Below are 25,270 nucleotides of genomic sequence, written 5' to 3' on the forward strand. Positions count from 1 at the left end.
GGGCCTCGGTGGCGCCGGCGATGCCGGCGGCGCCGGTCACGGGGGTGGCGACGGCGGCGACCACGGCGGTCTCCGCGGAGACGACCAGGCCGTCGGCGTACGCGGCGCTGGTGGCGGCATAGTGGACCGTGATGGTGCTGCCGACGTCCTCCGGCCGGACGGTGTAGGCCATGCCGTCGGCACGCCAGACACCCCCGACGTACCAGGACTGCGTCTGGCTCTCCACGACCCGGGACCACACCGGCGGGTCCTGAGCGGTCAGCAGCGCCCCGACCTGCGCGACGCCCGTCGGCGCGCCGACGTCGGTGCCGGTGAGCGCGGCGCCCTTGGTCACGACCACAGCGTCGGACGTGCTGGTGCCGTCGGCGTAGCCGTCCTTGTGGCCGGTCACCGTCACGGAGATCTGGTGGCCGACGTCGCTCGCGTCGAGCACATAGGAGGGCGAGGCCGGGTCGTCGGTGACGAAGGCGACGCCGTCGCGCAGCCAGGTGTAGGTCGACGTCACTCCGTCGGCGTTCCAGGTCGGCGGGGTGGCGGTGAGGATCGTGTCGACGGCGCCCTCACCGGAGAGCGTGGCGGTCTCACCGGACACGGGCTCGAGCGCCGGAGCGCTGGTGGGCGTCGCGGTGGCCGTCGCCGTCGCGGACTCCGTCGCCGTCGGCGATTCGGTGGGCGACTCGGTGGGCGACTCGGTGGCGCTCGGCGTCTCTGTGGGCGACTCGGTGGCGCTCGGCGTCTCCGTGGCCGACTCGGTCGCCGTCGCCGACTCGGTCGCCGTCGCCGACTCCGAGGGGGTCGTCGACGCCGTGGCGGTCGGGCTGGTGCTGGTCGTGGCGCTCGTGCTGGTCGTCGCGGTGGCGGTCGCCGTCGCCGTGGTGGTGGCGGAGCTGCTGCTGGACGCGTGGGCGAAGAGGGTGAGCCCGTCGGTCCCGGCCTTGCCGGCGCCGTTGTCGGCGCTCGTGTCGACGGCCGCGCCGCTCCCCCAGATCGCCTTGGCGAACTCGGGGTGGTCGATGAACGGGTTCCGGTTGCCCTGGTAGTGCTCGTAGATCACCTCGTTGCGCTGCTTCTCCAGCAGCGTCGGCGGGTCGGCCTCGGACCAGGCGAGGAGCGTGGAGAGCTTGCCGAGCGCACCGGTCGTCGCGCAGGCGGAGCTGCCGTCGACCTTCGACGGGACGGTGTCGGTCGGCTCGAGGTCCGCGAAGAGGGCGCCGTTGCAGCCGCTCCCGGTGTCGGACAGCCCGTCGTAGGTCACGGCCATGTAGAAGAGGCCGCGCGCGATGTCGCCCTTCACGCTGTCGCGAGGCATGAAGAAGGTCGAGTTCTTCTGGCAGGCCGAGCAGTTGGCGACCGACGAGCCGCCGCTGACGTCACCGAAGTCGAGGTCGCTGCGCGCCGTGTTCGTGCTGGTGTCCTCGGGCCGCATGTGGAAGAGGTCGGTGCCGGGGCCCGCGTAGGTGTAGAAGCCACCGTGGCTCTTCGCCCAGGTGTGCTCGCGGTTCCAGCGGCCGGTGCAGGAGCCACTGATGTCGCACTTGCTCGTGATCGGCAGCGACGTCCCGGAGTAGACCTCGATGACGTTGGCCGTGTTCGTCGGGTCCTGATCGATGATGTCGAGCGCCTGCCACACCTGGCTGTAGGTGTACGCCGTGTGCGCGGCGATGTCGGAGTGGAGGGCCGCGTGCAGGCTCGACCCGGTCAGGCCGGCGGTGTTGGCGTAGTAGCCGGTCGGGGCGGTGCCGTCCACCTGGGTCAGGTTGTCGGAGACCAGGGGCGGCGTGCCCGTGCCGGAGGAGGACGTCTCGGTGACGGTCAGCGTGATGCTGCTCGTGGTGGCCGTGGCCGCCGCCGCGTCGGTCACGGTGACGGAGAAGGAGTAGCTGCCGGTCGCCGTCGGCGTACCGGAGAGGACGCCCGCCGAGCTGAGGCTGAGCCCGGTCGGCAGGGTCCCCGTCGCCTGCGCGAAGGTGTACGGCGTCGTCCCGCCCGACGCCTGGAAGGCGTAGCTGTAGGACTGGTCGACGGTGATCGAGCCCGACGACGGGGTCACGATCGAGAGCGCCGAGGAGCCCTGGGGCGTGGGCGCGGCCGCGGTGATGTCGTTGCGGGTCACGTCGGTGTCGGCGAAGCCGGTGCGGGTCAGCGACTTGGTCGTGCTGCCGCTCGCCGTGCCGACGGTGCCCTCGTACGATCCGGCGCCGCTCTGCGACACGAAGTCGATGAACCCGCTGGCGCCCGCGACGTTCCCCGACGTGGTCACCTGGCTGCTGCTCGTGCTGAGGAAGACCTGGCCGCCGGCGTTGGCGATGTTGACCGCGGTGCCGGTGGTGAGGTTGGGCGTGAGGGAGGAGCCAACGGACCCGGCGCTCGTCGTCTGGACGAGGAAGTAGTCGTTCGCGCCGATGGTCCCGGACAGCCCGGCCAGCGAGCCGTAGTTGCCACCCGAGGAGCGGTAGTGCAGATAGATCCCGCTGAGGTCGATCGCCGCCGAGGAGGTGTTGTAGAGCTCGACGAAGTCGGCGTTGTAGGTCGCCCCGGAGTTGCCGCCGCCGCCGTAGACCTCGTTGATGATCAGCCCGCTGGTCGACGCCTGGGCGGGCGCGACCGTCGCGACCGTCATGATGCCGGCGGCGGCGATCGATCCCGCGGCGACGATGACCATGCCGCGGCGGAGGGCGAGGGGGTGAAAGGGCGTGCGCACGGGTGCTCCAAGTTCGGTGTCTGACGCGGAGACGTCGGCCCCCAACCCCACGAGTCTGACTGAAACAATCGTTCCGCGGGTGTCTTTCGCGTTACGAACCGGAATCGTCCGAGAGGTCGCCACTAGGGTCTCCCCATGCCCTCGTCCGTGCCCCTCCTCGCGCTCGGCGTCCGGGTCGACGTGGCACTGCCGGGCGAGGACGCCGCGATCCTGGAGCCGCTGGTCCAGGGGGCCTGGAGTCGCTGCCGGTACGCCGGCCCCGACCCGGCCGCCCTCACCCTCTCGGTCTCCGCGGAGCCGGGCAGCGACGTCACCGGGTCCGGCCCCGAGGAGGTGCTGGACAACCTGGCGATGCGGATCAACCGGGAGGTCACCCGGGCGCGCGCCGGCGAGCTGTTCATGATGCACGCGGCCTGCCTCGCCGACCCGGTGACCGGCGCGGCGATCGCCCTGTCGGCCCCCTCGGGGACCGGGAAGACGACCGCCTGCGTCACCCTGGGGCGCGAGCTGGGCTACCTCTCCGACGAGGTCGCCGGGGTCGCCGCCGACGGCTCCCTGGTGCCCTACGCCAAGCCGCTGAGCGTCATCGAGCCGGAGACGACGTGGCGCAAGTCGTCCACGTCGCCCGACACCCTGGGTCTCGCGCCGGCCCCCGACGCCGCGCACCTGGCGGCGGTCGTCCTTCTCGAGCGCTCGGCCGACGGGCCCGGGGAGCCCGAGGTGGAGACGCTCCCCCTCCTGGATTCCCTTGCCGCGATGGCCGGCAACACCTTCCAGCTGGCGCGCCATGCCCAGCCGCTCCACACGGCCGCGGCGCACTTCCGCCGGGTCGACGGGGTGCGGCGGGTGCGCTACCGCGAGGCCGACTCACTGATGCCCCTGGTGCGGGAGTGGCTGTCGTGACCGTTGCGCTGCGGCCTCTCGACGACCTGCTCGTCGACGGCGACCGCTGCGCGGTGATGATCGACGCGCACGTCGTGGTGCTCTCCGAGCTGGCCACGACGATCGTCCTGGCGCTGCGGGAGTCGCCGGCGTCGGTCGACACCCTGTCGGAGGTGCTCGTGACGGCGTACGGGGATCCGGGAGACGCGCTCACGCTCACGCGCACCGCCGTCGACGACCTCGCCGCGCACGGCATCGTCGAGGTCGCCGAGTGAGCCCGCTCCCCTACTCCCCCGCGGGCGTCGAGGCCGCCCGCTCGGCGCTCGAGGCGGTGCTGCACGAGCGACCGTGGGCCCTGCCCGCCGGTGTCGACGCGGACGACTTCGTCGCCGCCGTACGCCGGCACCGGCTCGAGACGCATCTCGCCCTCGGCCACCTCGACGTCCCCGACCGCGCACGGGAGGCGATCGCCGCGGTCGACCGGTCGCAGCGCCTCAACGCGCTCCGGCTGGTCGCCGAGCTCTTCCGGGCACGCGCGGTGCTCACCGAGGCGGGCATCCGGTCGCTGGCGTTCAAGGGTCCCGCGCTCGGCGCCCTGGCCTGGGGCGACTTCGCCCGGCGCGGCTTCGGCGACCTCGACCTCCTCGTCTCCCCCGACGACGTGGATTCTGCCTTCGACACCCTCGAGGCGGCGGGATGGAGGCACGACGGCGTCGGAGCCAGGCCGAGCCCAGGCTTCGCCTGGCGGTACCAGCTCCGGACCTACTACGAGCTCAGCCTCTTCGGCGAGCGCTCGATGATCGATCTGCACTGGCGGCCGATGCCCACGGTCTCCCCGTTCCCGGAGTTCGACACCTTGTGGGAGCGGCGCGCGGTGGTGGACATCGCCGGCCGGGGCGTGGACACGCTCGGCAACTTCGACTCGCTTGTCCACTCGATGCAGCACGCCGCGAAGGACGAGTGGAGCTACCTCCGCAGCATCGCCGACGTGTGGCGTCTCGCGGGACTCGCGGAGGTATGGGCGTCGCCCCCGCGTGCGCTGCTGCCGGTGGAGCGGCGAAGCCTGGGCATCGCAGTGCGCCAGCTCGGGCGGACCACGCTGCCCACAGAATTCGCGGCGGCCGCCTCCGCTGCCGCCGCTCCCACCATGGCAGCCGTTGAGCGGCGTCAGGCCGGAGGCTCGTTCCACATCGCCGATGTCCAGGACTCGCCGTGGCTGGTGGCGACCCAGATGTTCCGCCGCCCGATGTGGGACTCGCTGACCTGGGGGGACCGGTGGCTCGTCCTGCTGTACGGCCTCCTACCGAGCATCAAGCTGGGCGGCCTCGAGTCCTTGCCGTGGTGGCGCGCGCTCCCGCTCCTCGTCCTGCGCCGCTGGCAGCGGCTCCGGGTCAAGACTCGGACGCGACGAGCAGCCCGCGGGCGCTGAGATCGGCGAGGAAGGGCCGTACGTCGGCCCCGACGACCGCCGGATCGACACCGAAGTCCGCGCCGAGACCGTCGATCAGATCGGCTTCGCCGATCGGGGTGGCGAGCCGCTCCCAGATCTCGGCGCCGATGCCGCTGAGCTCGAGGAGCTCGCCCGGTTCAGACGTTTCGTCCAGAACCGCGATCGTGTCGCCGACCCGCGTGAAGACGGCCAGAGGATTGCGCTCGATCACGGCCCAATTATGCCCGCGAAGGAAAGAAACCAACGTTTCTCCAGATACCGAAATCGGTCTAGACCAGTCCGTTACTCTCGGGTGAACTTCCGGCTGTCGGGACGTTGGCCCCCCACCGCCGCGACTAGGGTCCCCCTATTCATTGGGGGCCTCACGGAGGAAAAGACATGGACCTGAACAACGAGTCGCTCGAGCCCGGCTCATCCACCGACACACTCGCCGACCACGCCACGCGGTCGCTGCTCACCCGCCGGAACGTCGTCAAGACGACCGCCTGGGCCGTGCCCGCCATCTCGGTCGCCACGGCCGCGCCTGCCTTCGCCGCGTCAGGCGACACCACCACGTTCACGGTGACGAATGTCAACTCCTTCCGCGGCAACACCTCCTCGGATACGAACCACACCGACAACACCGGCACCTACGCATTCTTCAACCTGCTGATCACCAACACCGGCGACCAGCCGCTCGAGGGGCTCGTGGTGACCTTCACGCCTTATGGGGGCGACGGATTCACCTTCTTCAGTGCTTCGGACGACCTCGGCGGCGCGTGGGCATCGACCACGACCAGCAGCACCTCGACCAGCCCCGTGACGGTCGCGCGCAGCGCCACGCTCGCCGCCAGCGCGTCCACCACTGTCACCATCCAGCTCGGCGACTGGCAGAACGAAGACTTCAACTCCAGCGCCGGCTACGGCGGAGGCACCGTGTCGGTCACCGCGACAAACGCTCCCACGAGCAGCGGCAGCTTCGCCGGGTACGCCGGCAACGCCCGTGGTTACGCCGTCACCGGGAAGTACGGCATCCTGAGCCCCGCGGGCACGAGTGACTACGTCCCGCCTCTCAGCGTCAGCGCTGTCAGCGACAAGTCGTACGCGCAGGGCGCCACCGGTGTGTCGTTCACGTTCTCGGCCCAGAACGGGACCGCGCCGTACACATGGTCGATCTCGCCGGACCTTCCGGCGAACCTCTCGCTCGACTCTGACGCGGGCCAGGTCTCCGGCGACGTCGACTCCGCCGCCACGATCGGCACCACGACCTATACCGTCACGGTCACCGATGACGAGGGATCCCAGGCGCAGACCACCTTCGACATCGAGATCACGGAGCCGGCCGACTCCTCAGGCGGCTCCTACACGCAGAGCTTCTCGACCCTGAGCAGTGGCCTTCCCGACGGCTGGACCGTCCGCACCGGGGCGACCGCCACGGCGATCGGCACATCTGTGGCTCTGACCACCGCAGCAACGGCATGGTCCTCAACGACCGGCCAGTTTTGCAATGTCGCCTCGGGCAACTCGCCGGCCACGTCGACCGACTCCACCTCGACTCAGGCAGCGAACACCGACCGGGCCTTGGGCGTGCAGGCGACCGGCTCCTTCGGCGACAACGGCGCGGCCTTCGTGTACCAGTTCGGCGCCACGACGGGCAAGACCGACACCGCGGTCAGTGTCAACGTCCAGTCGCTTTGGACGAGCGCCGGACGAGCGCAGATCTGGTACCTCCAGGTCGGCAGCGGATCGTCGCCGACCAACTGGACCAACATCACCGACTCGACGGCGACGACGAACTCGACGTTCGGCTCCACCACCCTCTCGGGTGCCCTCCCGACGGCGTTCCAGGGGATCAGCGACACCGTGTGGGTCCGCGTCGTCACGCTGGCCGCCTCGACCGGCTCGGGCAGCCGTCCCAAGACCGGCATCGACAACTTCTCGATCACCTGGTCCTGATCGGCCGCGCATCGTCCTGGGTGGGCCGCTCGCTTCGGCGGGCGGCCCATCGCCCATGTCAGGGACCCTGCGGTCGCACGTGCCGAGGGCGTGGAGCTCCTCAAGGACCGATTCGCAGCTAGCGTGCTCGACGCCTTCCGCGCCGTGGTCCGACGCGAATCCGACCACCTGGAGGATCTGATGTCGGTGCGGTTCGACGGCGTCGGCCACCGGTTCGACGGCGTCGACCAGCGGCTCACCGCCCTCGACGGGGACATGACGATCGTCAAGCAGCCCATCGTCAACCACCCCGCTGCCTGACCTCTTGCCACAGGAACTCGACGTCTCACACCCGACGACGCGAGCAAGGTCGGCGGCAGTTGCCAGGCTGGCAGGAGTTGACCGCACGGTCCCGCGTCCCGCCCTCGTGGAGACACGGCGGCGACACGTTCCCCACCGGGGCGGGAAAGTTGTCGTCGCTGGACGGGTGGTGCCCGCAACAATCCCCACCTCGGTGGGGGTTGTTGCCTTCTCGGGCGGTGCGGCGCCGCAGCGCGTGAGAGGTTCCGCAGAGCTCCCCAGGATGGAGTCGAACCATCGTCGCTAGTCCTGATTCAAAGTCGCAACGGTCTGTGCCAATCACTCCATCGCGTCGCTGCGCGTGATGCCGGCTCGCCCAGTCCATCCCATTCAGTGCCGCCGAACCGCTTCTTGGCCCGAGCCGTGAGCGATCAGGGCTCAGTTGCCGCCCGCACGGAACTGCTAACCAGCTCCGCGTAGACGGTGTCCCACCGTCGGCGCTTACCAGCGAGCGAACCGACCACTCCTTGCACGGCAGAGGGGGCGGCACCGACGGCGGCCCCGAGGGGGATGCCAACCGGACCGGCCAAGGCAGACGTGGCGACACCCATCATCGTCCCGATGGTCATGTCCATCACCACACGCTTCGCGACCCCAGGAAGCGTCTCCAACCGGGGCGCCACCTCCGCCTGATAGCGCGCGAAGGCTCTATGAACGGCCGCCTCCACATCCCCTGACGTCGCATCGTCGAGCACTCTCAACTCCACCTCGCGCAGAGCCTTCCGGAATGCCTGCATCGCGCGATGCCGTCGAATGCGCAGCACAGAGTCCCAGTCGAGGTCGCCAGTCTCCGGGACGAGGATGGGGAGACAGAATCCCGTTGCTCGCCAGTCACTGCCTGACTCAAATCGGCTTCCTACAACCTTCTGATGTATCGCATCCTGCATGACGGCAGCTCCTCCCCAAACCCCCGCAGACAGGTCGCCGTTAGCGCCTTCGATGACCTCTTTGCGGACGAAGGAAAGCGGGAGCTCAGAGCGAAGGGTGTCGCTCCTGTGGTCCCGGGCCGACCACTCCCTGGCGCGCTCTGCGACACTCGGCTCGCTGGGCAACGACACGTAGTGAATCCAGTCAGTGCCCGCCGGAAGCTCTCGTCTGAAGGGTTCGAGCGTCGCATTCCAACTGATGGTCGCTTCCGTCTCCATGAAGGGCCTTTGCGCCAGGGCTGCGCGTCCGGGATCGTCTTCGAGCCCAACGGAGAACTGCATTCGCCTCCCTTGCTCGCGTCCTCGCTCCTCTTCGGTCTGGAAGTCGGCATCGCCGCCCTGCCCGCGAAACCGAAAGCCCCCACCCGATCCGGCTGTCACCTCGAGCCTTCCGGTCTCCAGATACATGGAGTCGAAGTTGATGCTGGCCTGCTTGAGCCTCCGCCGAAGGTCTTCGACGCGTGGCCCCGCCAAGAGAGCGTCCGCGTTGGATGCAAGCGGCACAAGGAGACTGGACTCATCGGCCATCAAGCGAGCGTAGTCCGCTCTGACGTCCACGTCCCGCGCACGCCAAGCTAGGCCGAATTCTCCTCGGCGAACAGCTCTCCCGGCTCGACGCCAAGAGCATCAGCAAGCTTCCAGATGTTGTCGAGCGACACGTTGCGTTCCCCGCGCTCTATGCCTCCGATATAGGTCCGGTCGAGATCGGCTACTTGTCCAAGGCCTTCTTGGCTCAACCCGAGCGGCGTGCGAAGTGATCTGACCCGGATCCCAAAGGCCCGCCTGCGAGCGATGGGATCCGAATCGGGCACCGTTGGAGATTCACCGAATGACGACTATCAGTCGACGGACGATGAGTAGCATTCCGTTGGTCCGCCGACCAACGACAGCACTTCACGAGGAGCACGCCGTGGCGAAAAGCGATCGACCATCCGTCCATGCGCGACAGCATCAAGGAGCGGCGCGAACGCGCCGTCCAGCGGTACATCGAAGAGGAGCGCGCCACCCGGCAGGCGTACGGCCCCGAGTGCGGCTCGGCTGTCTTCGGCGGCCACTCCGTGACGTTCTACCGGGACGGCTACGTCCAGGTTGCGAAGCCGTTCCAGAAGAACGCGCCCATCGAGCGTCTCGTGCGAATCGAGTTCGATGCGAACATCCAGAAAAAGCGCGGCATCTCTCGGGGGGCCGCCGCTGCCCTCACGACTGTGACGATGGGTGCGCCCGTCAACCTCCTTGGATCCAACCGGCGCGGTGACGTGTTCGTGACGATCACGACCGACCAGACCGCGTACGTGCTCTCGGCATCACCGCCGACGGATGCGAACCTGCAAGCAGCAAGGCAACTCGAGGCGACCGGCCTCCGGGTCCTCGCGCAGGCATCCGACGCCCCTGCGCGCCGGCCGACGACTTCCTTCATCCCGACCGCCGTGTCATCCGTGCTACAGCGCGAGCTCGACGAAGCGCAGAAGTTGCGGGAGTTGAAGCGACTCCTCGACGAGGGCCTCATCAACCCGGCCGAGCACGACCGTGGCCGCGCATTGGTCCTCGGGATCTCTTAGCCCGACCCGCCTGGCGCCTACCAGACTGCGCCGGGCGGCAGTGAGTCGATCAGTCGGGGTGCGTTGTCGCTGACCCGTGTGACGCGGGTCTTCGCGACGAGCATTGCGAGAATCGACGCCGGGTCGTCCCGCGCAACGGTGTACGACGGCCCCACCGGGGTCACGAGCACGATTCGCCTCTCCTCCTGGCGAAAGAGCCCACGGACCCGCTTCGACCCGACCACGGGGTCAGCCACGTCGCCGGTCACGTCTACCTCGTAATACACGCGATCGATGGTGCCGAGAACGCGGAAGGCGCTGGTCCGCTCCGGCACGGCCTCACGCGCGGCCCGGTCCGCGGCACCCCATCCGCGGAGCCACCAGTGCGCGCAGAGCCGCGCGAACACAGTGCTCGCCGGGCAGTGCGGGCAGTCAGTGGCTCGCATGCCTGCCCGCCTCGCCGCCCGCTCGCGCCGCATCGAGTGCCACCACCCGAGTGATCGGCCGATCAGGTTCGCTCACGTCCACCAGCCACACGATCCACGAAACCCGGACGGCAGTCACGAATTTCGTGGACCGGAGAGGCCCATGACCGCGCGTGTGCGCGAAAGGGACCCCCAACAACCACAGGATCACCAGAGATTTCCGAACGACCGTAACCCTGGCGAGCTCGTGAGCATTACGAGGAGTGACACCCCCGTACACGAAAGGTCTGAATGTGACCCCCTCCGCTGCTGCACATCAGAAACGCCAGACACTCACCGTCCCAGAAGCAGCCGACCTCCTCGGCATCAGCCGGAACGCCGCGTACGCCGCGGCCGCGAGCGGCGAGATCCCATCCATCCGCGTGGGGCGCCGAATCGTCGTCCCGGTTGAGGCCTTGCAGGCACTGCTCCGTCCGGTGCTCGCATGACGGCCCGAGCAGCTACTTGTTCTGTGCTACCTGATACGACCGGAACTCGGCCCCGGGCGGATCGGCCGACCGGCTGGGCTCCGTGCCCACAGCGCCTCGGCCAGGTCGCCCTCGACCGCCAGCGGCGTCCCGTGCCCTCTCGTTGCAACCGGGTCAGCTGCCATTCCTGCATCGTGCCTCTGGCAATCGCAACCGGCGAGGCTCTCGCGATGTCGCGTCCCTCCCGGGCGATCGTCGTCACTGGGCTTCCTCTCCTCAGGCCGCTGGTGAAGGCAACCATGACGAATCTCTGGCGGTCGATCCGCAGACGAAAAATCAAGGGCGAAGCCGCATGGCACATCGAGCCGAACCCGCGGAACAACGGGGCGCACGCCCACGTGTGGTGGCGGGGAGACCACCTTGACCGAGACCTGATGACTGAGATCGCTCAGCACCACGGAGCAGGACTCGCCTTGGAACAGCCCGCGAGGCTCCAGAGCAACAACTACGCGATCCCAACGCTGGACTATGGGCTCAAGAGCATCCTGCGCGCACGCCCCGTTCACGCAGTCGAGATGTGGCCGGAGGCCGAGGAGTACCTGCGCCTCAATGGCGGCCTCCTCGTCGGCACCACCAAGTGCTACTGGCGCGACTGGAACGACAACCCCATCGCCGGTGTGCGCAGGGCAAGGACCGCGGCGCATCGCTGGCCTCACAGCCGAGCCGTCTCGCAGCACGGCAGCGAATCACGAAATCATTCCCTTCAAGGCCACGGGCTGCCACGGTCTGCCCATGAGAGCCAGTAAGCCTCGAGCCAGCGAGCCGATCCGGCTCGTTCAGACCAAGGCTGGGCCGCGCTATCGGGTCGTCTTGGACGTCTCACCGAAGGGCGCTCCGCGCAAGCAGGTGACGAAGACCCTCGACTTGCTGGGCGAAGCACGGCAGTTCGTCAACGAGACCCGCGACCGGTTAGCCAAGGGAAGTTTCACGGCCCCCAGCAAGGTCACCCTGCGGCAGCTAGCAGACGCGTGGCTGGCGGAGCGCGAGGCCGAGTCCCAGACTCCGGGCGGCATCCGGGAGGTCTCGGTGAACGGCTACCGCTCGGCGCTCCACGCGCCACTCATGCACATGGGAGAGCGCGAGGTGCAGACCATCACGCCGGCCGACGTACGCGCCCTCCTGCGGACCCTGGCGACCGAGGGCGGGAAGTGGCGTCGCGGCCTTTCCCATCGGTCCCTGGTGTACGCGCTGGGTGCCATCCGTCAGGTGTTCGCCTACGGGGTTGAGAACGGGGTCATGGCCACCAACCCGGGCGCGACCGTGAAGCCTCCGCGCCAGCAGCACACCAAGGCCGCCAACACTAGGGCGCCCCTGCGCTGGTCCCCGGAGCAACTGGTGCAGTTCCGTGCGTTCGTAGACACCTACGGCGACAGCGAGCGGTTCGCGGCGGAGCCGTGGCTCCGCGCCGGGATGCGGCTCACGCTGACGGGGATGAGGAGATCCGAGGTGCTCGGGCTCGACTGGTCGTGCGTCGAGGTGACCGCAGGCGCGGTCGAGGTGGTCCAGGGGCGTGTGAAGACCGGCCGGGGCACAGCGACGGCGCTGGGCGAGGTTAAGGCGGCGAACTCGCTCCGCACAGTGCATGCCGACGTGATCCACGCCGGCACGGCGGCGGCTCTCCGCTTGCTGTGGCTGGCGCAGGGGCGCCCCGAGAGCGGGCTGGTCATCTGCGACGCAGCCGGTGAGCCGGTGGACCCGGACGCCTACTCCGCGCGGTTCAGGGGCCTCTGCAAAGCCGCGGGCCTTCCGGCGCTGACGAGCATCCACAACGTGCGCCACACCCTCGCCACGGCGTTGAAGGCGGCGGGCGTCCCGGATCACGAGGCAGCGGCTCTGCTCGGCCACGACGTGGACACCTACCGCCGGTTCTACCTCGTACCCGACGATGCCGGAGCGGCGGCCGCCGCGCTTGCAGCGGGGAAGCTGTTCTCAGCAGCTCGGTAGCCGCCGACTACCGTTGGAGTCGTGCAGGACGACGAGAACAGCGGCCGGGAGGCGGCGCAGGAAGCTGGCGCCGCTGCTCTCGGGGCGCTCGTGGGCCTAGCAATCGGCGGCCCAGAAGGGTCGGTCATTGGCGCCGTCGCAACGCCCTACCTTCAGCCTGTCCTCGCGAAGGTGTGGGATGAGGTGCGCTCCGACGGTCGTCGCAGAGCAGGGAGTGTCGCGCAGATCGCTGCCGACTCGCTCGGCGATGATGCCGCCGCTTTCGGAGATCGGGCTAGCGCGACGGAGCAGACCCGCCTGTTGACAGCGACAGCCATGGACGGAGCCGTGCGGACCGCATGGGGCCCGAAGGTCAGAGCACTCGGCCGAGCCCTGGCAGATGGCCTTGCAGATGATGGAGCACGCGTCGATGAAGAGCAGTTGATCATCGGCGCCCTCGTCGACGTCGAGGTGCCACACGCCCACGTCCTGGATCTGTTGGTTACGAAAAAGTGGTCGTATGTGCCAAATGATGCGCCCCCGCCCGATATCCGATGGGTCGCTTGCGAACTCGCCGAGCGCGAGAGGCCACCCCGGCGCTACCCCGAATGGCGTCCTCACGAATTGAGTTCGGCTCTCCCCAATGTTGCACCCATCGTTCCAACGATCCTCGGAACGCTACAGCGGCATGGCCTCGCAACGCCGCGATACGACATCAGCGAGGCTCTCGATGGGTTCGCATCGGACAACGGCGACGGCACCTTCTCAATAGGCGCCGACCTTGGGCCAACTGAACCGACGGTCTCTTGGTCCGCCACCGAGCTCGGGCTACACCTACATACGCTGCTGCACGACGCCTCTCAGGACGAATAGGGGTCGATCTCTCACCCCTCGTTCACAGAGCACGGCGGCAGGTCTTCTTGATGTCTTCGCCTCCAGCAAACTGTGGGGGTGAGTAGCGATGACCAAGAGCACGCTCGCCAGTTGATTGATCGCGACACGATCATGCCGTGGGTCGAAGTAGCACAAGGGGCGCGCCTGAACGCGGACGTACTGCCTCGACTTATGCCGCCAAGCGTGGGATCGCTCCTGCGACCAGTGCCGGACAACCCGTTCTCGAACATGGCGTGGTGGTGCTACTCACTGCTTGAGGCAGCCGCCGATCACCTTGTGCTCTGGGCGGACTACGTCGCACCGCTCAAGGTTCATCCCCAAGCAGAGACGGTGCACACGTTGCGCCCGATCTTCACTCTCGCGCGGGCCACGATCGAGTCGGCCGCCCAAGCGATCTGGGTCTTGAGTCCCGAAGATCAGCTCGACCGCGTTCGGAGATACGTCAGACTTGCCGTCTGGGACTTAGATGAGCAAACGAAGGCTGCTGCGACGAACGAGGCACGTGCAGAACTGGAAGCCCGTCGCAGCCAGATCCTGACTGCGCTCGGCGTGACTCGACGGACCTTCCAAGCCCCGAGGTACCTCGACATGATTCTCGCTGCGGCAGATTTCCTCGACGGCGACGATGCCAGCTCGCCGTGGACATCGGACCGCGTGCGACGTATCTGGCGTTCGACGGCGGGCGCAGCTCATGGCAAGCGCTGGACCGACTTCGAGTTCCACGATCGAGAACCCGCCGGCGACGAACTGGTGTACGCAACTCCAAAGGCGGATGCGATCTCTGAGGTCCTGAAGCTCGCCGATAGATACCTGAGTGCGGGCGTCATCATCTTTGCCATGCGGGCTGGCCATTGGGAGCAGTTCCGCCAGTTGTGGGATGACGCAACAGAGCGCCTGATGTTGCGGATGAGCACCTAGGAACCCATCGTCGGCTCGAGGCAGACGGGGATCTAGCCCGTGCTCGACCTGGCGACACCCGAGACTCAGCTGCCGCTCGCCGAACGCACGCAAGGCCACCTCGTGAGAGAACCGTGAGAGCAAGGCGACGAGCGAAAACGTATCCGACACCGAAAAGGTGCCCTGAACTGCGCTTTTGCTCCCCAGGATGGAGTCGAACCATCGTCGCTAGTCCTGATTCAAAGTCAGGCGGGCCCTGCCGGCAGACCAACTGGGGATTGAATTGTCAGGCCCGCCTCGCGGGGCTGGAACACCAGGCCCGGCAGACCAACGGGGGATTGTCGCTAGGCACAGCCTAGGGATGCGGCCAGACCACCTTCATCCGGGCGACGGCGGGGTCCGGTTGGTCGAACATATCGGTCCCCGGCCCGATCGAGAGAGACTCCACCACGCCGCCGTACGACGAGATCTCCGATGCCAGCCAGGACGGGGAGAACCGCCGGGTGAGCCCGACGGGCTCCGGGAGCGGATGCTCGACCTCCTCGGCGCCGTCGGAGGAGGCCGAGAACTCCAGCCACAGCGCCTGGCCGCCGCGCAGCGTGGTCGAGGCGAGGCGGAAGAGCTGGCGGCGAGCGTCCTCGTCGAGCGAGCCGATCAGGCCACGCGCGTACAGGTGCGCCGGGTCGCGCGCGAGGAACGAGATCAGCGACATCACCAGGCGCGCCTCGTTGAGCACGAGGATCTCCACGGCCAGCTGCTCCTCGGTGAGACCGGCCTCGGCGCGGCGCTCGCGCAGGAGCGAGAGCGCGGGCCGCGAGTAGTCCATCGCGAGCACCCGATGGCCCAGGCCCGCGAGCCACAGGGAGTCGCGTCCGGTGCCGGCGCCGAGGTCGACGACCGGCGTGCCCGCCGGCAGCTGGGGCGCGACCCATGCCGCGAACGAGGACGGAGACCGCGGCACCCGGTCCAGCAGCGGCGGCCGGAAGACCGGCAGCCAGAGCGGCACCTCGGTGCGGAAGCCGCGGAACCAGCCGTCGAGCCGGCGCGTGCCGACGGGGCTGTCGCGGTAGCGGAAGCCGGGGTCGGGCTGCCGCCAGCCCTCGCCGTAGATGAACGCGAGCATCCCCTCGGGCCGCTTCGGCGCGGGGAGCTCCCGGCCCTCGAGCGTGATCGTGCCCAGCGGCAGCAGGTCGGCCTCGACGTCGAAGAGCCCGTTGCGGTTGCCGAACTGGTAGAAGGTGCCGTTGATCGTGAAGGCGCTGAAGATGTCGATGTGGGCGACCTGCCCGTCCGACAGCGGCCAGATCACCTTGATGTCCCCCGCCGACATCCGCAGCACCGTCCAGTCCAGCTCGCGCAGCGCGCGCTGGATCCGGTAGCTCTCCGCGATGATGTCGGCCGGCGTCGTGTGGTGGCTGTAGTAGCAGAGGTCGACGTCGGAGTCGTGGCCGAGCATCGTGCCCTGCCGCACCGCCCCGAGCAGCGCGCCGTAGCAGAGGTAGGCGTCCACGCCGCACCGCTCGCGCAGCTCCCGCAGCACCGTCTCGGTCGCGTCGAGGAGCTCGGACTTCACGTCGTCGGAGGTCTCCTCGAAGGCACGCGTCAGGTGGCCGACCTTGTCGATCGAGTACGGCGACCCGGACTCGTCCACCACCGCGACCCGTTCCGCGGAGTCGTCGAAGGCGACCTCCCCGTCGTGGAGCACCACGTCGCCGGCGTACGTCGCGAGGCGGAGCCGGGTCGTGCCGGTCAGGAAGGGGCGCAGCGCGCCCGGCCAGGCGATGGTCAGCACATCACCCGAGAGCGAGCCGTCGCGGCCGGGCGTGAAGGACCAGATGTACTGCTCGTCGAAGTGGACGAGCAGGGGCTCGTGCGGCGGGCGGTAGAGAACCAGGCCGTCGCGCGTGACGTCGGGCGCGGGCACAGCGTCAGGCCGAGGCGCGCAGCGCCGCGACGAGCTCCTCGACGCGGTCGTGGTCGCGGTCCTCGATGGCGACGAGGATCTCGGCGAGCTGGTCGGTCAGCTCCTCGACCCGACAGCGCAGCACCCGGTTGTCGGCGACCTCCTGCTCCAGGCGCGCGACACGATCGCGCAGGGACTCGTGCAGGGAATCACGGGACATCAGGACTACTCCAGCTCACTCGCATCCGGCACACGGCCGGGTCAGGATTGTCGAACATGTCGGCACCCACGACGATCTCACGGTAGTCGATCCGGCCGCCGTGAGCCGCGATCTCGCCCGCGATGAGATCCGGGTCGAGCCGGGACACGAGGTGGGCCGGGTCGGGGGACGGCGCGCCCGGCGAGACGGCCGAGAACTCCAGGAACATCGACTGTCCCCCGCGCAGCGCCACCGAGCCGAGCCGGAAGAAGTTGGCGCGCCCCGCCTCGTCCAGAGCGCCGAGGAAGTGCCGGGCGTAGATGTGGCGCGGGTTGCGGGCCAGCCGGGCGCCGAGGACGAGCATCCGCCGCAGCTCGCCGGCCATCGTCTGGTCCGAGCGCACCAGCTCGCTCTTGATCCGGCGCGTCCGGGCGAAGGAGCGACGCGCGAAGTCGATCGCGCGCACCCGGTGGCCCTGCGAGGCGAAGAAGCGCGTGTCGCGGCCGGTCCCGGCGCCGAAGTCGGCCACCTGGTCCCCCGGCGCGATCTGGTCCTCCACCCAGCGCGCGAAGTCCGACGGCACGGCCGGCACAGCTCCGGCACGCTGGTCGTAGACGTCGTTCCACAGCGGCAGCTCGGTGCGGAAGCCGCGGAACCAGCCGTTGAGCCGCGTGATGCCGTGCGGGTTGTCGCGGTGCACGAAGCTCGGGTCGGGCACCTTCCAGTGCGGCCCGTAGACGAAGGCGAGCATCGCCTCCGGGTGCTTCGGTGCCGGGAACTCGACGCCCTCGAGCGTCGTAGTGCCCAGCGGCAGCAGGTCCTGGGCGGCGTCGAAGGAGCCGCTCCGGTTGCCGAACTGGTAGAACGTGCCCGCGATGGTGAAGGCGCCGAAGATGTCGATGTGGCACTTGAGGTGGCCCGTGAGGAACCGGACCACCTTGATGTCGCCGCCCGACATCCGGGTCACCTGCCAGCCCTTCGCGCGCACGATCCGCTCCACCCGGTAGCTCTCCCGGATGATGTCGACGGGGATCGTGCGGTGGCTGTAGTAGCAGACGTCGACGTCGGAGTCGTGGCCGATCATCGTGCCGCTGCGCACCGCGCCGAGCAGCGCGCCGTAGCAGAGGTAGGCGTCGACGCCGGCCTCCTCGCGGAGCACGGTGAGCACCTCGAGGGTGGCCTGGAGGATCTCGGCCTTGACCTCCTCGGGCGTCTCGAGGAACGCGCGGCCGAGGTGCCCGACCTTGTCGACGGACAGGGGCTGGCCGAGCTTGTTGACGACCGCCACGCGCTGCTCCGAGGAGCCGAAGCGGTGCTCGGCGTCGTACCAGACCTGCTCGCCGGAGACGTCCTGGATCGTCACCCGGGTGACGCCGTCGAGGAAGCGCCGCAGGTTCGCCGGCCAGGCGACGAACGTCCCGCCGACGCTCCAGGAGCCGTCGCGCGACGGCGTGAACGACCAGATGTAGCGGCCGTCGAAGTGCACCATCACCGGCTCGGACGGCGGCTCGGTGAGCCGGATGCCGTCGGCGGTGACCACCGCGGAGGTCATCGAATGACGTCCGGGATCAGATGGTCTTGCGGTACTGCGACAGGATCTCGCGGACGTGGGCCTCGTCGCGGTCCTGGATCGGCACCAGCAGCTCGGCGACAACGTCGGAGAGCTCGGCGATCCGGCGGTGGAGCTGGCGGTCGGCCTCCAGCTCCTTCTCCAGCGCGAGGACGCGACCGTGCAGGCTGCTCTCGAACGCCTTCGTCTCGCGCACCCTGTCGCGCACCTTGCGTGCGACGTCCTTGGCCGCCATCTCACACACTCCTTCGTGGTTGCGGCCACACCACGCGCATCCGCGCCACCGCTGGGTCAGGATTATCGAACATGTCGACGCCGGGCGCGACTTCGAGGTGCGCGACCCGGCCGCCGTGCGCCTCGAGCTCTCGCGTGAGTACGCCGGGGTCGAGCCGCTTCACCAGCGGCGAGGGCTCCGGGTCCGGGGTCAGGCCGCGGGTCGCGGAGAACTCCAGCCACATGCTCTGGCCCCCGCGCAGGGTGGCGGCGCCGAGCCGGAAGAGGTTGTCCCGGGCGGCGGCGTCGAGGCACCCGACCAGCTGCCGGGCGTAGACGTGGTGCGGCTGGCGGCTGAGCAACGCGACGAGGTGGAACACGAAGCGGGTGTCGTTGAGGACGACCTGGTTGATCCGCGGGTTGGGCAGGCGCTTGGAGATCTCCGGGTCGCCGAGCCGCTTCTTGAGCGCCATGATCTCGACCTTGGCCCGGCGGGAGTAGTCGCCCGCGCGCATCGGGTGGCCCTGCTGGGCGAACCAGACGGCGTCGCGGCCGTTGCCGGTGCCGAGGTCGAGGATCCGCTCGCCGGGAGCGACCTGGCCGTGCACCCAGGCGGCGAAGTCGGAGCCCGTCGTGGGCACCGTGGACGTCGGACCGGACGTGCCGCGCAGCAGGGGCGTCCACACGCCCATCCCCTGGCGGAAGCCCCGGAACCAGCCGTCCAGCCGCTGCTCGGTGACGGGGTCGGCGACGGCCACGTAGCCCGGATCCGGGACACGCCACCCCTCGCCGTACAGGTAGACGAGCATGGCCTCGGGATCGCGCGGCGCGGCGAACTCGTAGCCGTCGAGGGCGACCGTGCCGAGCGGCAGCAGGTCGTCGAGGTCGAAGGCCCCCCGCTTCTCGCCGAGGATGTAGAGCTCGCCGCCGAGCAGGAACGAGCAGAAGATGTCGACGTGGACCTTGCGGCCGTCGGAGAGGTCCCAGACCACCTTGAGGTCGGCGCCGGACATCCGCAGCACGTCCCAGCCGAGCCGGCGCAGATGGCGCTCCATCCTCAGGCTCTCGCGGACGATGTCGGCGGGTGAGGTGTGGCGGCTGACGTAGCAGAGGTCGGTGTCGGTGTCGTGGGCGATCATGCCGCCCTCGCGCACCGCCCCGAGCAGCGCGCCGTAGCCGAGGTAGGCCTCCACGCGGCAGCCGTCGCGGAGCTCGTCGAGCACGATCCGCGTCGCCTCGAGGATCTCCCGCCTGGTGCTCTTCGGCGTCGTCTCGAACGACCGTGTCAGGTGGCCCATCTTGTCGATCGCGTACGGCAGCCCCGACTCGTCCACGAACGCGATCCGCCCGGCGCCGGTGCCGAAGGCGTGCTCCTCGTCCACCTCGACCGTGCCGTCGAGGTCGGTGACGCGGACGCGCGTGGTGCCGTCGAGGTAGGGCAGCAGCACGTGCGGCCACGCGGCGCGGGCACCGGTGAAGGTCCAGATGTGGCGGTCGTCGAAGTAGACGAGGAAGGTCTTGCCCCGGCCGCCTGCGACTCGGATCCCGGCGTCGGAGAGGGCAGGCGTCAAGAAGCGGCCTCGGCGGCGCGCTTGAGGTGCTGGCGCAGGGCGGTGCTGGAGGTCTGGATGGAGTAGGGGAAGTAGCAGACCTCCACCCCGACCTCGGCCATCTGCTCCTCGAGCCTCGCGCCCTTCGGCGTGCCCTTCCAGTCGTCGCCCTTGAAGAGCCGGTGGAACCGCACGTCGCGCCACGCGTCCCGCTTGTCGAGCGTCGTCTCGACGTACGTCGCGTCGACGATCCCGATCGCGTCCACGATCGCCTCGCGCTCCACCAGCGGAACGGTCGGCCGGATCCCCTTGCCCTCCTCGCACATCTCGTCCGAGACGATACCGGCGACAAGGAAGTCGCACCGGCTGCGCGCCTGGCGGAGCATGTTGAGGTGGCCGACGTGGAAAAGGTCGAAGACACCCGGGACGTAGCCGATGATCTTCTGTCCGGGGCTGCTCACCGCACCAGCGTATCGCCCGCGGGAGGTCTGGCCGCCACACGGCGCGGACGACTCGGACGGCGCCACCACGTCGCGTATCGGTCAAGTCTGGGTAACGGCGCGGACTCGGGCGTAACCGACTCGCTCTCAGGATGTTCTTGGGATCGTGTCCACCCGATACCTCTCCCGGGCCGGAGCGCTCACGGCCATCGCCGCGCTGACGCTCTCCGCCGCCGCACTGCCCGCCCATGCCGATGACGACGGCTTCCTCGGATCCGAGACCGCGTCGCCGTCCTCGATCACCGCGCTCGACACGCGCTCCGCGCTCGCTCCGACGACGGCACAGCGGGACGCCGTCGCCGGCCTGGGCGACGTGAGCCTCTCCTGGAACTCCTTCGGCACGCCCGCCTCGATCCTCCCGGCGTCGGGCAGCCTCGGCGCGATCAGCGGCTCGGCGGTCAGCGGGGCCCGGGCCTGGCTGCGGGCCAACGCCGACCTCTTCGGCCTCTCCACCTCGGCGATCGACGGGCTGACGCTCGCGGGCGACCAGATCCCGGCGCAGTTCGACGGCGCCACCAACTCCGGCGCGGGGCTGCACGCGGTGATCTTCCAGCAGAGGTTCGGCGACCTCGACCCGGCCCAGGGCGGGCTGGTCACGGTCGGCATCTCGGGCGGGCAGGTGCGCTACGTCTCCTCCAGCCTGAGCAGGGCCGGCGGAGCGCCGGTGGCCGCAGCGCTCACCCCGGTCGAGGCCTGGCGCGAGGCGGCGAAGGACGTCGGCCTGAAGACCCCGGACCTCGGCACGATCACGACGGGGTCGGCGACCGGCCCGTTCACCTCGCTCACGGCGACCGGGCTCGACGACACGCAGTACGTCCGGCTCGCCGCGCTGCCGGTGGGCGACGAGGTGCGGCCGGTGTTCCAGTCCGTCGTCCTCGATTCGGCCGCGAGCCTCGGCTGGAGCGTCAGCATCGATGCCGTCACGGGCAAGACCCTGCTGCGCACCAGCCTCGTGGACTCCCTGGCCGAGGGCCTGGGCGGCGGGCTCCCGACCGGGGTCCGGACCGCCAACGCCACCCCGATCCCCGCGGCGACCGGGCAGATCGGCTCGTCCGGCTGCGGCCCGGACCACACCTTCGCGATCAGCGACACCACCACCAAGACGGTCTCGATGATCGTGACCGCGGCGCCCACCGACGATCTCGTCGTGAAGCTCTTCTCCCCGGGCAACACGCTGCTCGGCTCGTACGATCTCGCCACCTCGCCCGAGGCCGGCGTCTACAGCAGCGCCACGGCGCTGCCGCAGGGCACCTACACCGTGCGGGTCTGCGAGTACGAGGACGGCGCCGCCGTCGTAGGCGCCTACAGCCTGACCGTGGCGACCTCCGACGCGGGCACCGGCAGCTCGGCGACCGCGAACGGCGCCCCGAAGTGGAAGTACTTCACCGCGATGCCTTCGAGCTCCTCGCTCGCGGTCGGCACCACGGCGGCCAACCAGAGGGTCGGCTGCTGGACGGCCGCCTCCGGATGCGATCTCACCCTCAACCAGTTCTCCATGACGCCCTGGGACCAGGTGCTCAACAGCGGCGTCGGCGTCCCCTCGCTGACCACGATCGGGAACAACGCCAACACCCACGAGGCGTGGGCCTCGGCCCTCACCCCGGGCGGCCTCGTGCAGGCGCCCGTCTCGGCGACGCGCGAGTACACCACCGACTTCACCGACGCCTGGAACGAGTCGGGCTGCGACCCGACGAACTTCGTCCCGGGCGGCAACGACATCGACGCCGTCGTCGGCAACCTCTTCGTCGCCCACAACCGGATGCACGACTGGTCGTACTACCTCGGCTTCACCGAGAGCAACTTCAACCTCCAGACCGACAACCGCGGCCTCGGCGGCACGGGCGGCGACGCCGAGATCGGGAACGCTCAGGCGGGTGCGGCCGACACCCAGGTCTTCGACGCCACCGGGGTCGCGACCGGCCGCAACAACGCCAACCAGATCACCCTCTACGACGGCACCCCCGGCATCACCAACCAGTACCTCTTCGCCCCGGCCGCCGGCGCCTTCTACCCGCCGTGCACCGACGGCGACCTGGACATGTCCATCGTCGGCCACGAGTACACCCACGCGATCAGCAACCGCATGATCGGCGGCGCGATGGACGGGATCACGTCCGAGCAGGGCGGCGCGATGGGCGAGTCGTGGGGCGACCTGGACGCGATGGAGTACATCTTCGCCCACGGCTACGAGTACGGCGACAGCCCCTATGTCGTCGGCGCCTACGCCACGGGCAACTCCGCCAAGGGCATCCGCGACTACGCGATCGACGACAACCCGCTGAACTACAGCGACTACGGCTTCGACGGCACCGGCAACGAGGTCCACGCCGACGGCGAGATCTGGAACGGCACGCAGTGGCGGGTGCGCCAGGCGCTGGTCGAGAAGTGGAACGCCACCTATCCCTACGCGAACTCCTCGCTGCAGCTCGCCTGTGCCGAGGCCACCGCCGGCGCGACCCCACGTGACCCGAGCACCTGCCCGGGCAACCGCCGGTGGATCCAGCTGATCTTCGACGCCTTCCTGCTGCAGCAGGGTGCGACCGACATGCTGCAGGCCCGCGACGCCATGATCGCGGCCGACACGATGCGCTTCGGCGGGCAGGACGTCACCGCCCTGTGGCATGCCTTCGCCCTGTCGGGGATGGGCCGCGACGCGGCGAGCGCCCAGGGCACCTGCGGCGACGTCGACTGCACCGCCGACGACGGGGAGCCCAAGCCCAGCTTCGCCTCTCCCACCGAGTCGAACGCGACCATCACCTTCGACGCTCCGGCGGGCGGCAACGTCTACGTCGGCGACTACGAGGCCCGCGTGACACCGATCGCCGACACCGTGGCCACGACCGCGCTGGGCAACGCCGCGGAGTTCGTGCCGGGCACCTACACGTTCCGCTACGCCTCGGCCGGCGGCGCCGTGCAGACCCTCACCACCACCATCCCGGCGGGCACGACCTCGGCGACGGTCACCTTCCCCGGCCTGACGAACCTCGCCGCGTCGGCCTCCGGCGCCTCGGTGATCGGAGCCACCACCGGCTCGCTCAACGCCGCCTCGCTGATCGACGGCACCGAGGCCACCAACTGGGGCGTCACGACCACGGACGTCCAGGTCGACGAGTCGCACCCCTTCGTCGCGGTCGACCTGGCCGGGGGCTCCTCGGTCATCGACAAGGTCCAGGTGAGCGCCTACCTCCGGCCCAGCGATTCCGATCCGTCCGACCCGCTGAGCTCGCTCCCCGCCGCCGACCAGGACACGGACACCACGGCCGGCTCCCGCTTCACCGCGCTGCGCAAGTTCGCCATCGAGACCTGCGTGAGCGACTGCGCGGGCTCGGGCGCGTGGACCAGGATCTACACCTCCGCCGACGACGCCTTCCCGGGGAAGACCCCTCGGCCGGTGGCGCCCGACCTTAGGATGCGGACCTTCGACGTGCCCGACACCACCGCGGCCGCCGTACGCCTGGTGGCGCTGGAGAACCAGTGCACCGGCAACGACGCGTACGCCGGCGAGCTGGACAACGACCCCACCACGACCACCGACTGCAAGACGGGGTCCGATCGCGGCACGATCGTGCACGCCTCGGAGCTCCAGGTGCTGGGCCGCTCGACGGCCGCGCCGGGCATCGTCGTCACGGGCAGCAACGTCTCGTGCGTCGGCGACAAGACCGCCCCGACGGCCGTCTTCGCCAAGGTCGCCAAGCGGATCAAGCGCGGCCACCGGCTGACGCTCACGGGCCGCGCCGCCGACGTGGGCTGCGGCGTCCAGAAGGTGCAGCTCTCGGTGAAGAAGTACGTCGGCACGTCCTGCCAGTACCTCAAGCCGAACGGCAGGTGGACGAAGCGGAAGCCGTTGCGAAAGTGCGGCTACAGTCCGCAGTTCCTGCTCACGGCCACAGGCACCACCTCCTGGCGCTACACCACGGCGAAGAAGCTCCCCCGCGGGCGCTACCGCGTCACGGTCCGTGCCGTCGACCGCGCCGGCAACGTCCCGCGGAAGAAGTGGAAGGTGATCACCGTCCGGGTGAGGTAGGCCGGCGGCGACGGGGCCGACCGACGGGCCCCGCGTCCTCCGCGGTCACGGCAGCGCGATGCTGAAGGTGGTGCCGCCCCCGGGCGTCGCCGAGACCTCGATGGCGCCGCCCATGGCCCCGACCAGCTGGTGCACGATCGCCAGGCCGAGGCCGTGCCCGCCGGGACGGACGCCGGCATAGCGGGCGTGGAGGGCACCGGGCTCGAAGGCGACGGCACGATCCTCGGCGGTGAGGCCGGGGCCGGTGTCGCGCACCTCGACCACCCCACCCGCGCCTTCGCCGCCAGACCCGGGACGGCAGGTGAGCGTGATCGTGTCGTCGGGCGCGCAGACCCGCATCGCGTTGTCGACCAGCGCGTCGACGACCTGCCGCAGCCGGGTCGGGTCGGTGCGCACGGTGACCGGGTCGGCGAGGGCGACCAGGTGCACGCGGGCCTGCGCCGCCCGGGCACGCCAGGCCCGCGACGCCGTCATGAGGAGAGCATCGAGGGCGACCTCGGTGCGGTCCACCGAGAAGCCGTCGGACTGGAGGCGCGCGAGGGCGAGCAGGTCGGCAACGTACTGCTCGAGGCGCTCGGCCTCGGCCTGGAGCGTCATCCCGACGGTCCTCGCCTCCTCGGGCCCGATCACGCCGTCGGCGAGCGCCTCGGCATACCCCTTCACCGTGGTGAGCGGCGTACGCAACTCGTGGGAGACCGAGAGCAGGAAGTCCCGCTGACGGCCCTCGCTGGCGGCGAGCGCCCGGTCCAGGGCACCGAGTGCGACGGAGACGTCGCGCACCTCCGCCGAGCCCTCGTCGGGCAGCTGAACGCCACGCTCCCCCGAGGCCAGTCGCCGCGCCCCGGCGGCGACCGCCGCGAGGGGGCGCGCCACC

The 25,270-nt window shown here is 69.7% G+C and carries 24 protein-coding genes and 1 tRNA gene; 12 read left to right on the forward strand and 13 right to left on the reverse strand.

Translation table 11 applies throughout. The annotated features are described in order from the left end of the window. On the reverse strand, positions 1-2,701 hold a 2,701-nt coding region (locus tag QM572_RS15690), incomplete at its 3' end, for an endonuclease (RefSeq protein WP_415094765.1). Positions 2,702-2,836: 135 nt separating this feature from the next. On the opposite strand from QM572_RS15690, the gene QM572_RS15695 reads away from it, so the two are divergent. The 3 genes from QM572_RS15695 to QM572_RS15705 are packed head-to-tail and all read left to right on the forward strand — an operon-like array spanning position 2,837 to position 5,012. Next, positions 2,837-3,604 carry a hypothetical protein gene (locus tag QM572_RS15695; RefSeq protein WP_415094767.1) on the forward strand — a complete coding sequence of 256 codons (768 nt, stop codon included), beginning with the start codon at positions 2,837-2,839 and terminating at the stop codon, positions 3,602-3,604. Further along, positions 3,601-3,858, forward strand: coding sequence for a hypothetical protein (locus tag QM572_RS15700; protein WP_415094769.1), 258 nt, complete (start codon positions 3,601-3,603; stop codon positions 3,856-3,858). Before QM572_RS15695 ends, QM572_RS15700 begins: the two co-directional genes overlap by 4 nt. Further along, on the forward strand, positions 3,855-5,012 hold the full coding sequence (locus QM572_RS15705; RefSeq protein WP_415094771.1) for a nucleotidyltransferase family protein: 1,158 nt from the start codon (positions 3,855-3,857) through the stop codon (positions 5,010-5,012). The genes QM572_RS15700 and QM572_RS15705 overlap by 4 nt, the downstream gene beginning before the upstream one ends. Here the strand turns inward: QM572_RS15705 and QM572_RS15710 are convergent. Next, positions 4,975-5,244 carry a PqqD family protein gene (locus QM572_RS15710; protein ID WP_415094773.1) on the reverse strand — a complete coding sequence of 90 codons (270 nt, stop codon included), beginning with the start codon at positions 5,242-5,244 and terminating at the stop codon, positions 4,975-4,977. The genes QM572_RS15705 and QM572_RS15710 overlap by 38 nt on opposite strands. A 167-nt stretch (positions 5,245-5,411) precedes the next feature. Between QM572_RS15710 and QM572_RS15715 the strand changes: the two genes are divergently transcribed. Next, complete coding sequence (locus QM572_RS15715; RefSeq protein WP_415094775.1) at positions 5,412-6,968, forward strand: putative Ig domain-containing protein; 1,557 nt, start codon at positions 5,412-5,414, stop codon at positions 6,966-6,968. Positions 6,969-7,058: 90 nt separating this feature from the next. Then, positions 7,059-7,268, forward strand: a complete 210-nt coding sequence (locus QM572_RS15720) for a hypothetical protein (RefSeq protein ID WP_415094777.1) — start codon at positions 7,059-7,061, stop codon at positions 7,266-7,268. Between the two features lie 410 nt (positions 7,269-7,678). On the opposite strand, the gene QM572_RS15725 is transcribed toward QM572_RS15720, so the two are convergent. Both QM572_RS15725 and QM572_RS15730 read right to left on the reverse strand, forming a co-directional pair. Beyond that, positions 7,679-8,761 (reverse strand): hypothetical protein, encoded by a 1,083-nt coding sequence (locus QM572_RS15725; RefSeq protein WP_415094779.1) that lies wholly within the window; start codon positions 8,759-8,761, stop codon positions 7,679-7,681. 47 nt (positions 8,762-8,808) lie between these two features. Further along, positions 8,809-9,045, reverse strand: a complete 237-nt coding sequence (locus tag QM572_RS15730) for a helix-turn-helix domain-containing protein (RefSeq protein WP_415094781.1) — start codon at positions 9,043-9,045, stop codon at positions 8,809-8,811. A gap of 126 nt (positions 9,046-9,171) precedes the next feature. Here QM572_RS15730 and QM572_RS15735 point away from each other — a divergent pair, with 126 nt between their 5' ends. Further along, a complete protein-coding gene (locus QM572_RS15735; protein ID WP_415094783.1) occupies positions 9,172-9,792 on the forward strand; it encodes a hypothetical protein in 621 nt (206 codons plus the stop codon). Positions 9,793-9,809: 17 nt separating this feature from the next. On the opposite strand, the gene QM572_RS15740 is transcribed toward QM572_RS15735, so the two are convergent. Beyond that, positions 9,810-10,217, reverse strand: a complete 408-nt coding sequence (locus tag QM572_RS15740) for a hypothetical protein (RefSeq protein ID WP_415094785.1) — start codon at positions 10,215-10,217, stop codon at positions 9,810-9,812. Between the two features lie 272 nt (positions 10,218-10,489). Between QM572_RS15740 and QM572_RS15745 the strand changes: the two genes are divergently transcribed. The 5 genes from QM572_RS15745 to QM572_RS15765 all read left to right on the forward strand — a co-directional run bounded on the left by QM572_RS15745 (position 10,490) and on the right by QM572_RS15765 (position 14,458). Continuing rightward, on the forward strand, positions 10,490-10,684 hold the full coding sequence (locus QM572_RS15745; protein ID WP_415094787.1) for a helix-turn-helix domain-containing protein: 195 nt from the start codon (positions 10,490-10,492) through the stop codon (positions 10,682-10,684). 209 nt (positions 10,685-10,893) lie between these two features. After that, positions 10,894-11,469 carry a hypothetical protein gene (locus tag QM572_RS15750; RefSeq protein WP_415094789.1) on the forward strand — a complete coding sequence of 192 codons (576 nt, stop codon included), beginning with the start codon at positions 10,894-10,896 and terminating at the stop codon, positions 11,467-11,469. After that, positions 11,456-12,667, forward strand: a complete 1,212-nt coding sequence (gene xerC, locus QM572_RS15755) for a site-specific integrase (protein ID WP_415094791.1) — start codon at positions 11,456-11,458, stop codon at positions 12,665-12,667. The genes QM572_RS15750 and xerC overlap by 14 nt, the downstream gene beginning before the upstream one ends. Before the next feature lie 21 nt (positions 12,668-12,688). Further along, positions 12,689-13,519, forward strand: a complete 831-nt coding sequence (locus tag QM572_RS15760; RefSeq protein WP_415094793.1) for a hypothetical protein — start codon at positions 12,689-12,691, stop codon at positions 13,517-13,519. 78 nt (positions 13,520-13,597) lie between these two features. Further along, a complete protein-coding gene (locus tag QM572_RS15765; protein ID WP_415094795.1) occupies positions 13,598-14,458 on the forward strand; it encodes a hypothetical protein in 861 nt (286 codons plus the stop codon). Between the two features lie 178 nt (positions 14,459-14,636). Here the strand turns inward: QM572_RS15765 and QM572_RS15770 are convergent. From QM572_RS15770 to QM572_RS15800, 7 genes are all read right to left on the reverse strand, one after another. After that, a tRNA-Gln gene (locus tag QM572_RS15770) sits at positions 14,637-14,715 on the reverse strand. Between the two features lie 77 nt (positions 14,716-14,792). Beyond that, entirely contained in the window at positions 14,793-16,361 is a 1,569-nt protein-coding gene (locus QM572_RS15775) for a class I SAM-dependent methyltransferase (RefSeq protein ID WP_415094797.1), read from the reverse strand. A 4-nt stretch (positions 16,362-16,365) separates the two neighbouring features. Then, positions 16,366-16,560: a DUF6752 domain-containing protein gene (locus QM572_RS15780; RefSeq protein WP_415094799.1), complete on the reverse strand. Its 195-nt coding sequence runs from the start codon at positions 16,558-16,560 to the stop codon at positions 16,366-16,368. After that, positions 16,550-18,091, reverse strand: a complete 1,542-nt coding sequence (locus QM572_RS15785; RefSeq protein ID WP_415094801.1) for a class I SAM-dependent methyltransferase — start codon at positions 18,089-18,091, stop codon at positions 16,550-16,552. The genes QM572_RS15780 and QM572_RS15785 overlap by 11 nt, the downstream gene beginning before the upstream one ends. A 16-nt stretch (positions 18,092-18,107) precedes the next feature. Beyond that, positions 18,108-18,344: a DUF6752 domain-containing protein gene (locus QM572_RS15790; RefSeq protein WP_415094803.1), complete on the reverse strand. Its 237-nt coding sequence runs from the start codon at positions 18,342-18,344 to the stop codon at positions 18,108-18,110. Between the two features lies 1 nt (position 18,345). Beyond that, complete coding sequence (locus QM572_RS15795) at positions 18,346-19,893, reverse strand: class I SAM-dependent methyltransferase (protein WP_415094804.1); 1,548 nt, start codon at positions 19,891-19,893, stop codon at positions 18,346-18,348. Continuing rightward, positions 19,890-20,333 (reverse strand): adenylyltransferase/cytidyltransferase family protein, encoded by a 444-nt coding sequence (locus tag QM572_RS15800; protein ID WP_415094806.1) that lies wholly within the window; start codon positions 20,331-20,333, stop codon positions 19,890-19,892. The genes QM572_RS15795 and QM572_RS15800 overlap by 4 nt, the downstream gene beginning before the upstream one ends. 145 nt (positions 20,334-20,478) lie before the next feature. Here QM572_RS15800 and QM572_RS15805 point away from each other — a divergent pair, with 145 nt between their 5' ends. Next, positions 20,479-24,396 (forward strand): M36 family metallopeptidase, encoded by a 3,918-nt coding sequence (locus QM572_RS15805; protein WP_415094808.1) that lies wholly within the window; start codon positions 20,479-20,481, stop codon positions 24,394-24,396. A 45-nt stretch (positions 24,397-24,441) separates the two neighbouring features. On the opposite strand, the gene QM572_RS15810 is transcribed toward QM572_RS15805, so the two are convergent. After that, the coding region (locus tag QM572_RS15810; RefSeq protein ID WP_415094810.1) for a sensor histidine kinase at positions 24,442-25,270 on the reverse strand (829 nt) is incomplete at its 5' end.

The sequence above is a fragment of the Nocardioides sp. genome, from assembly GCF_047607365.1.
In the GTDB taxonomy this organism is placed as follows: domain Bacteria; phylum Actinomycetota; class Actinomycetes; order Propionibacteriales; family Nocardioidaceae; genus Nocardioides.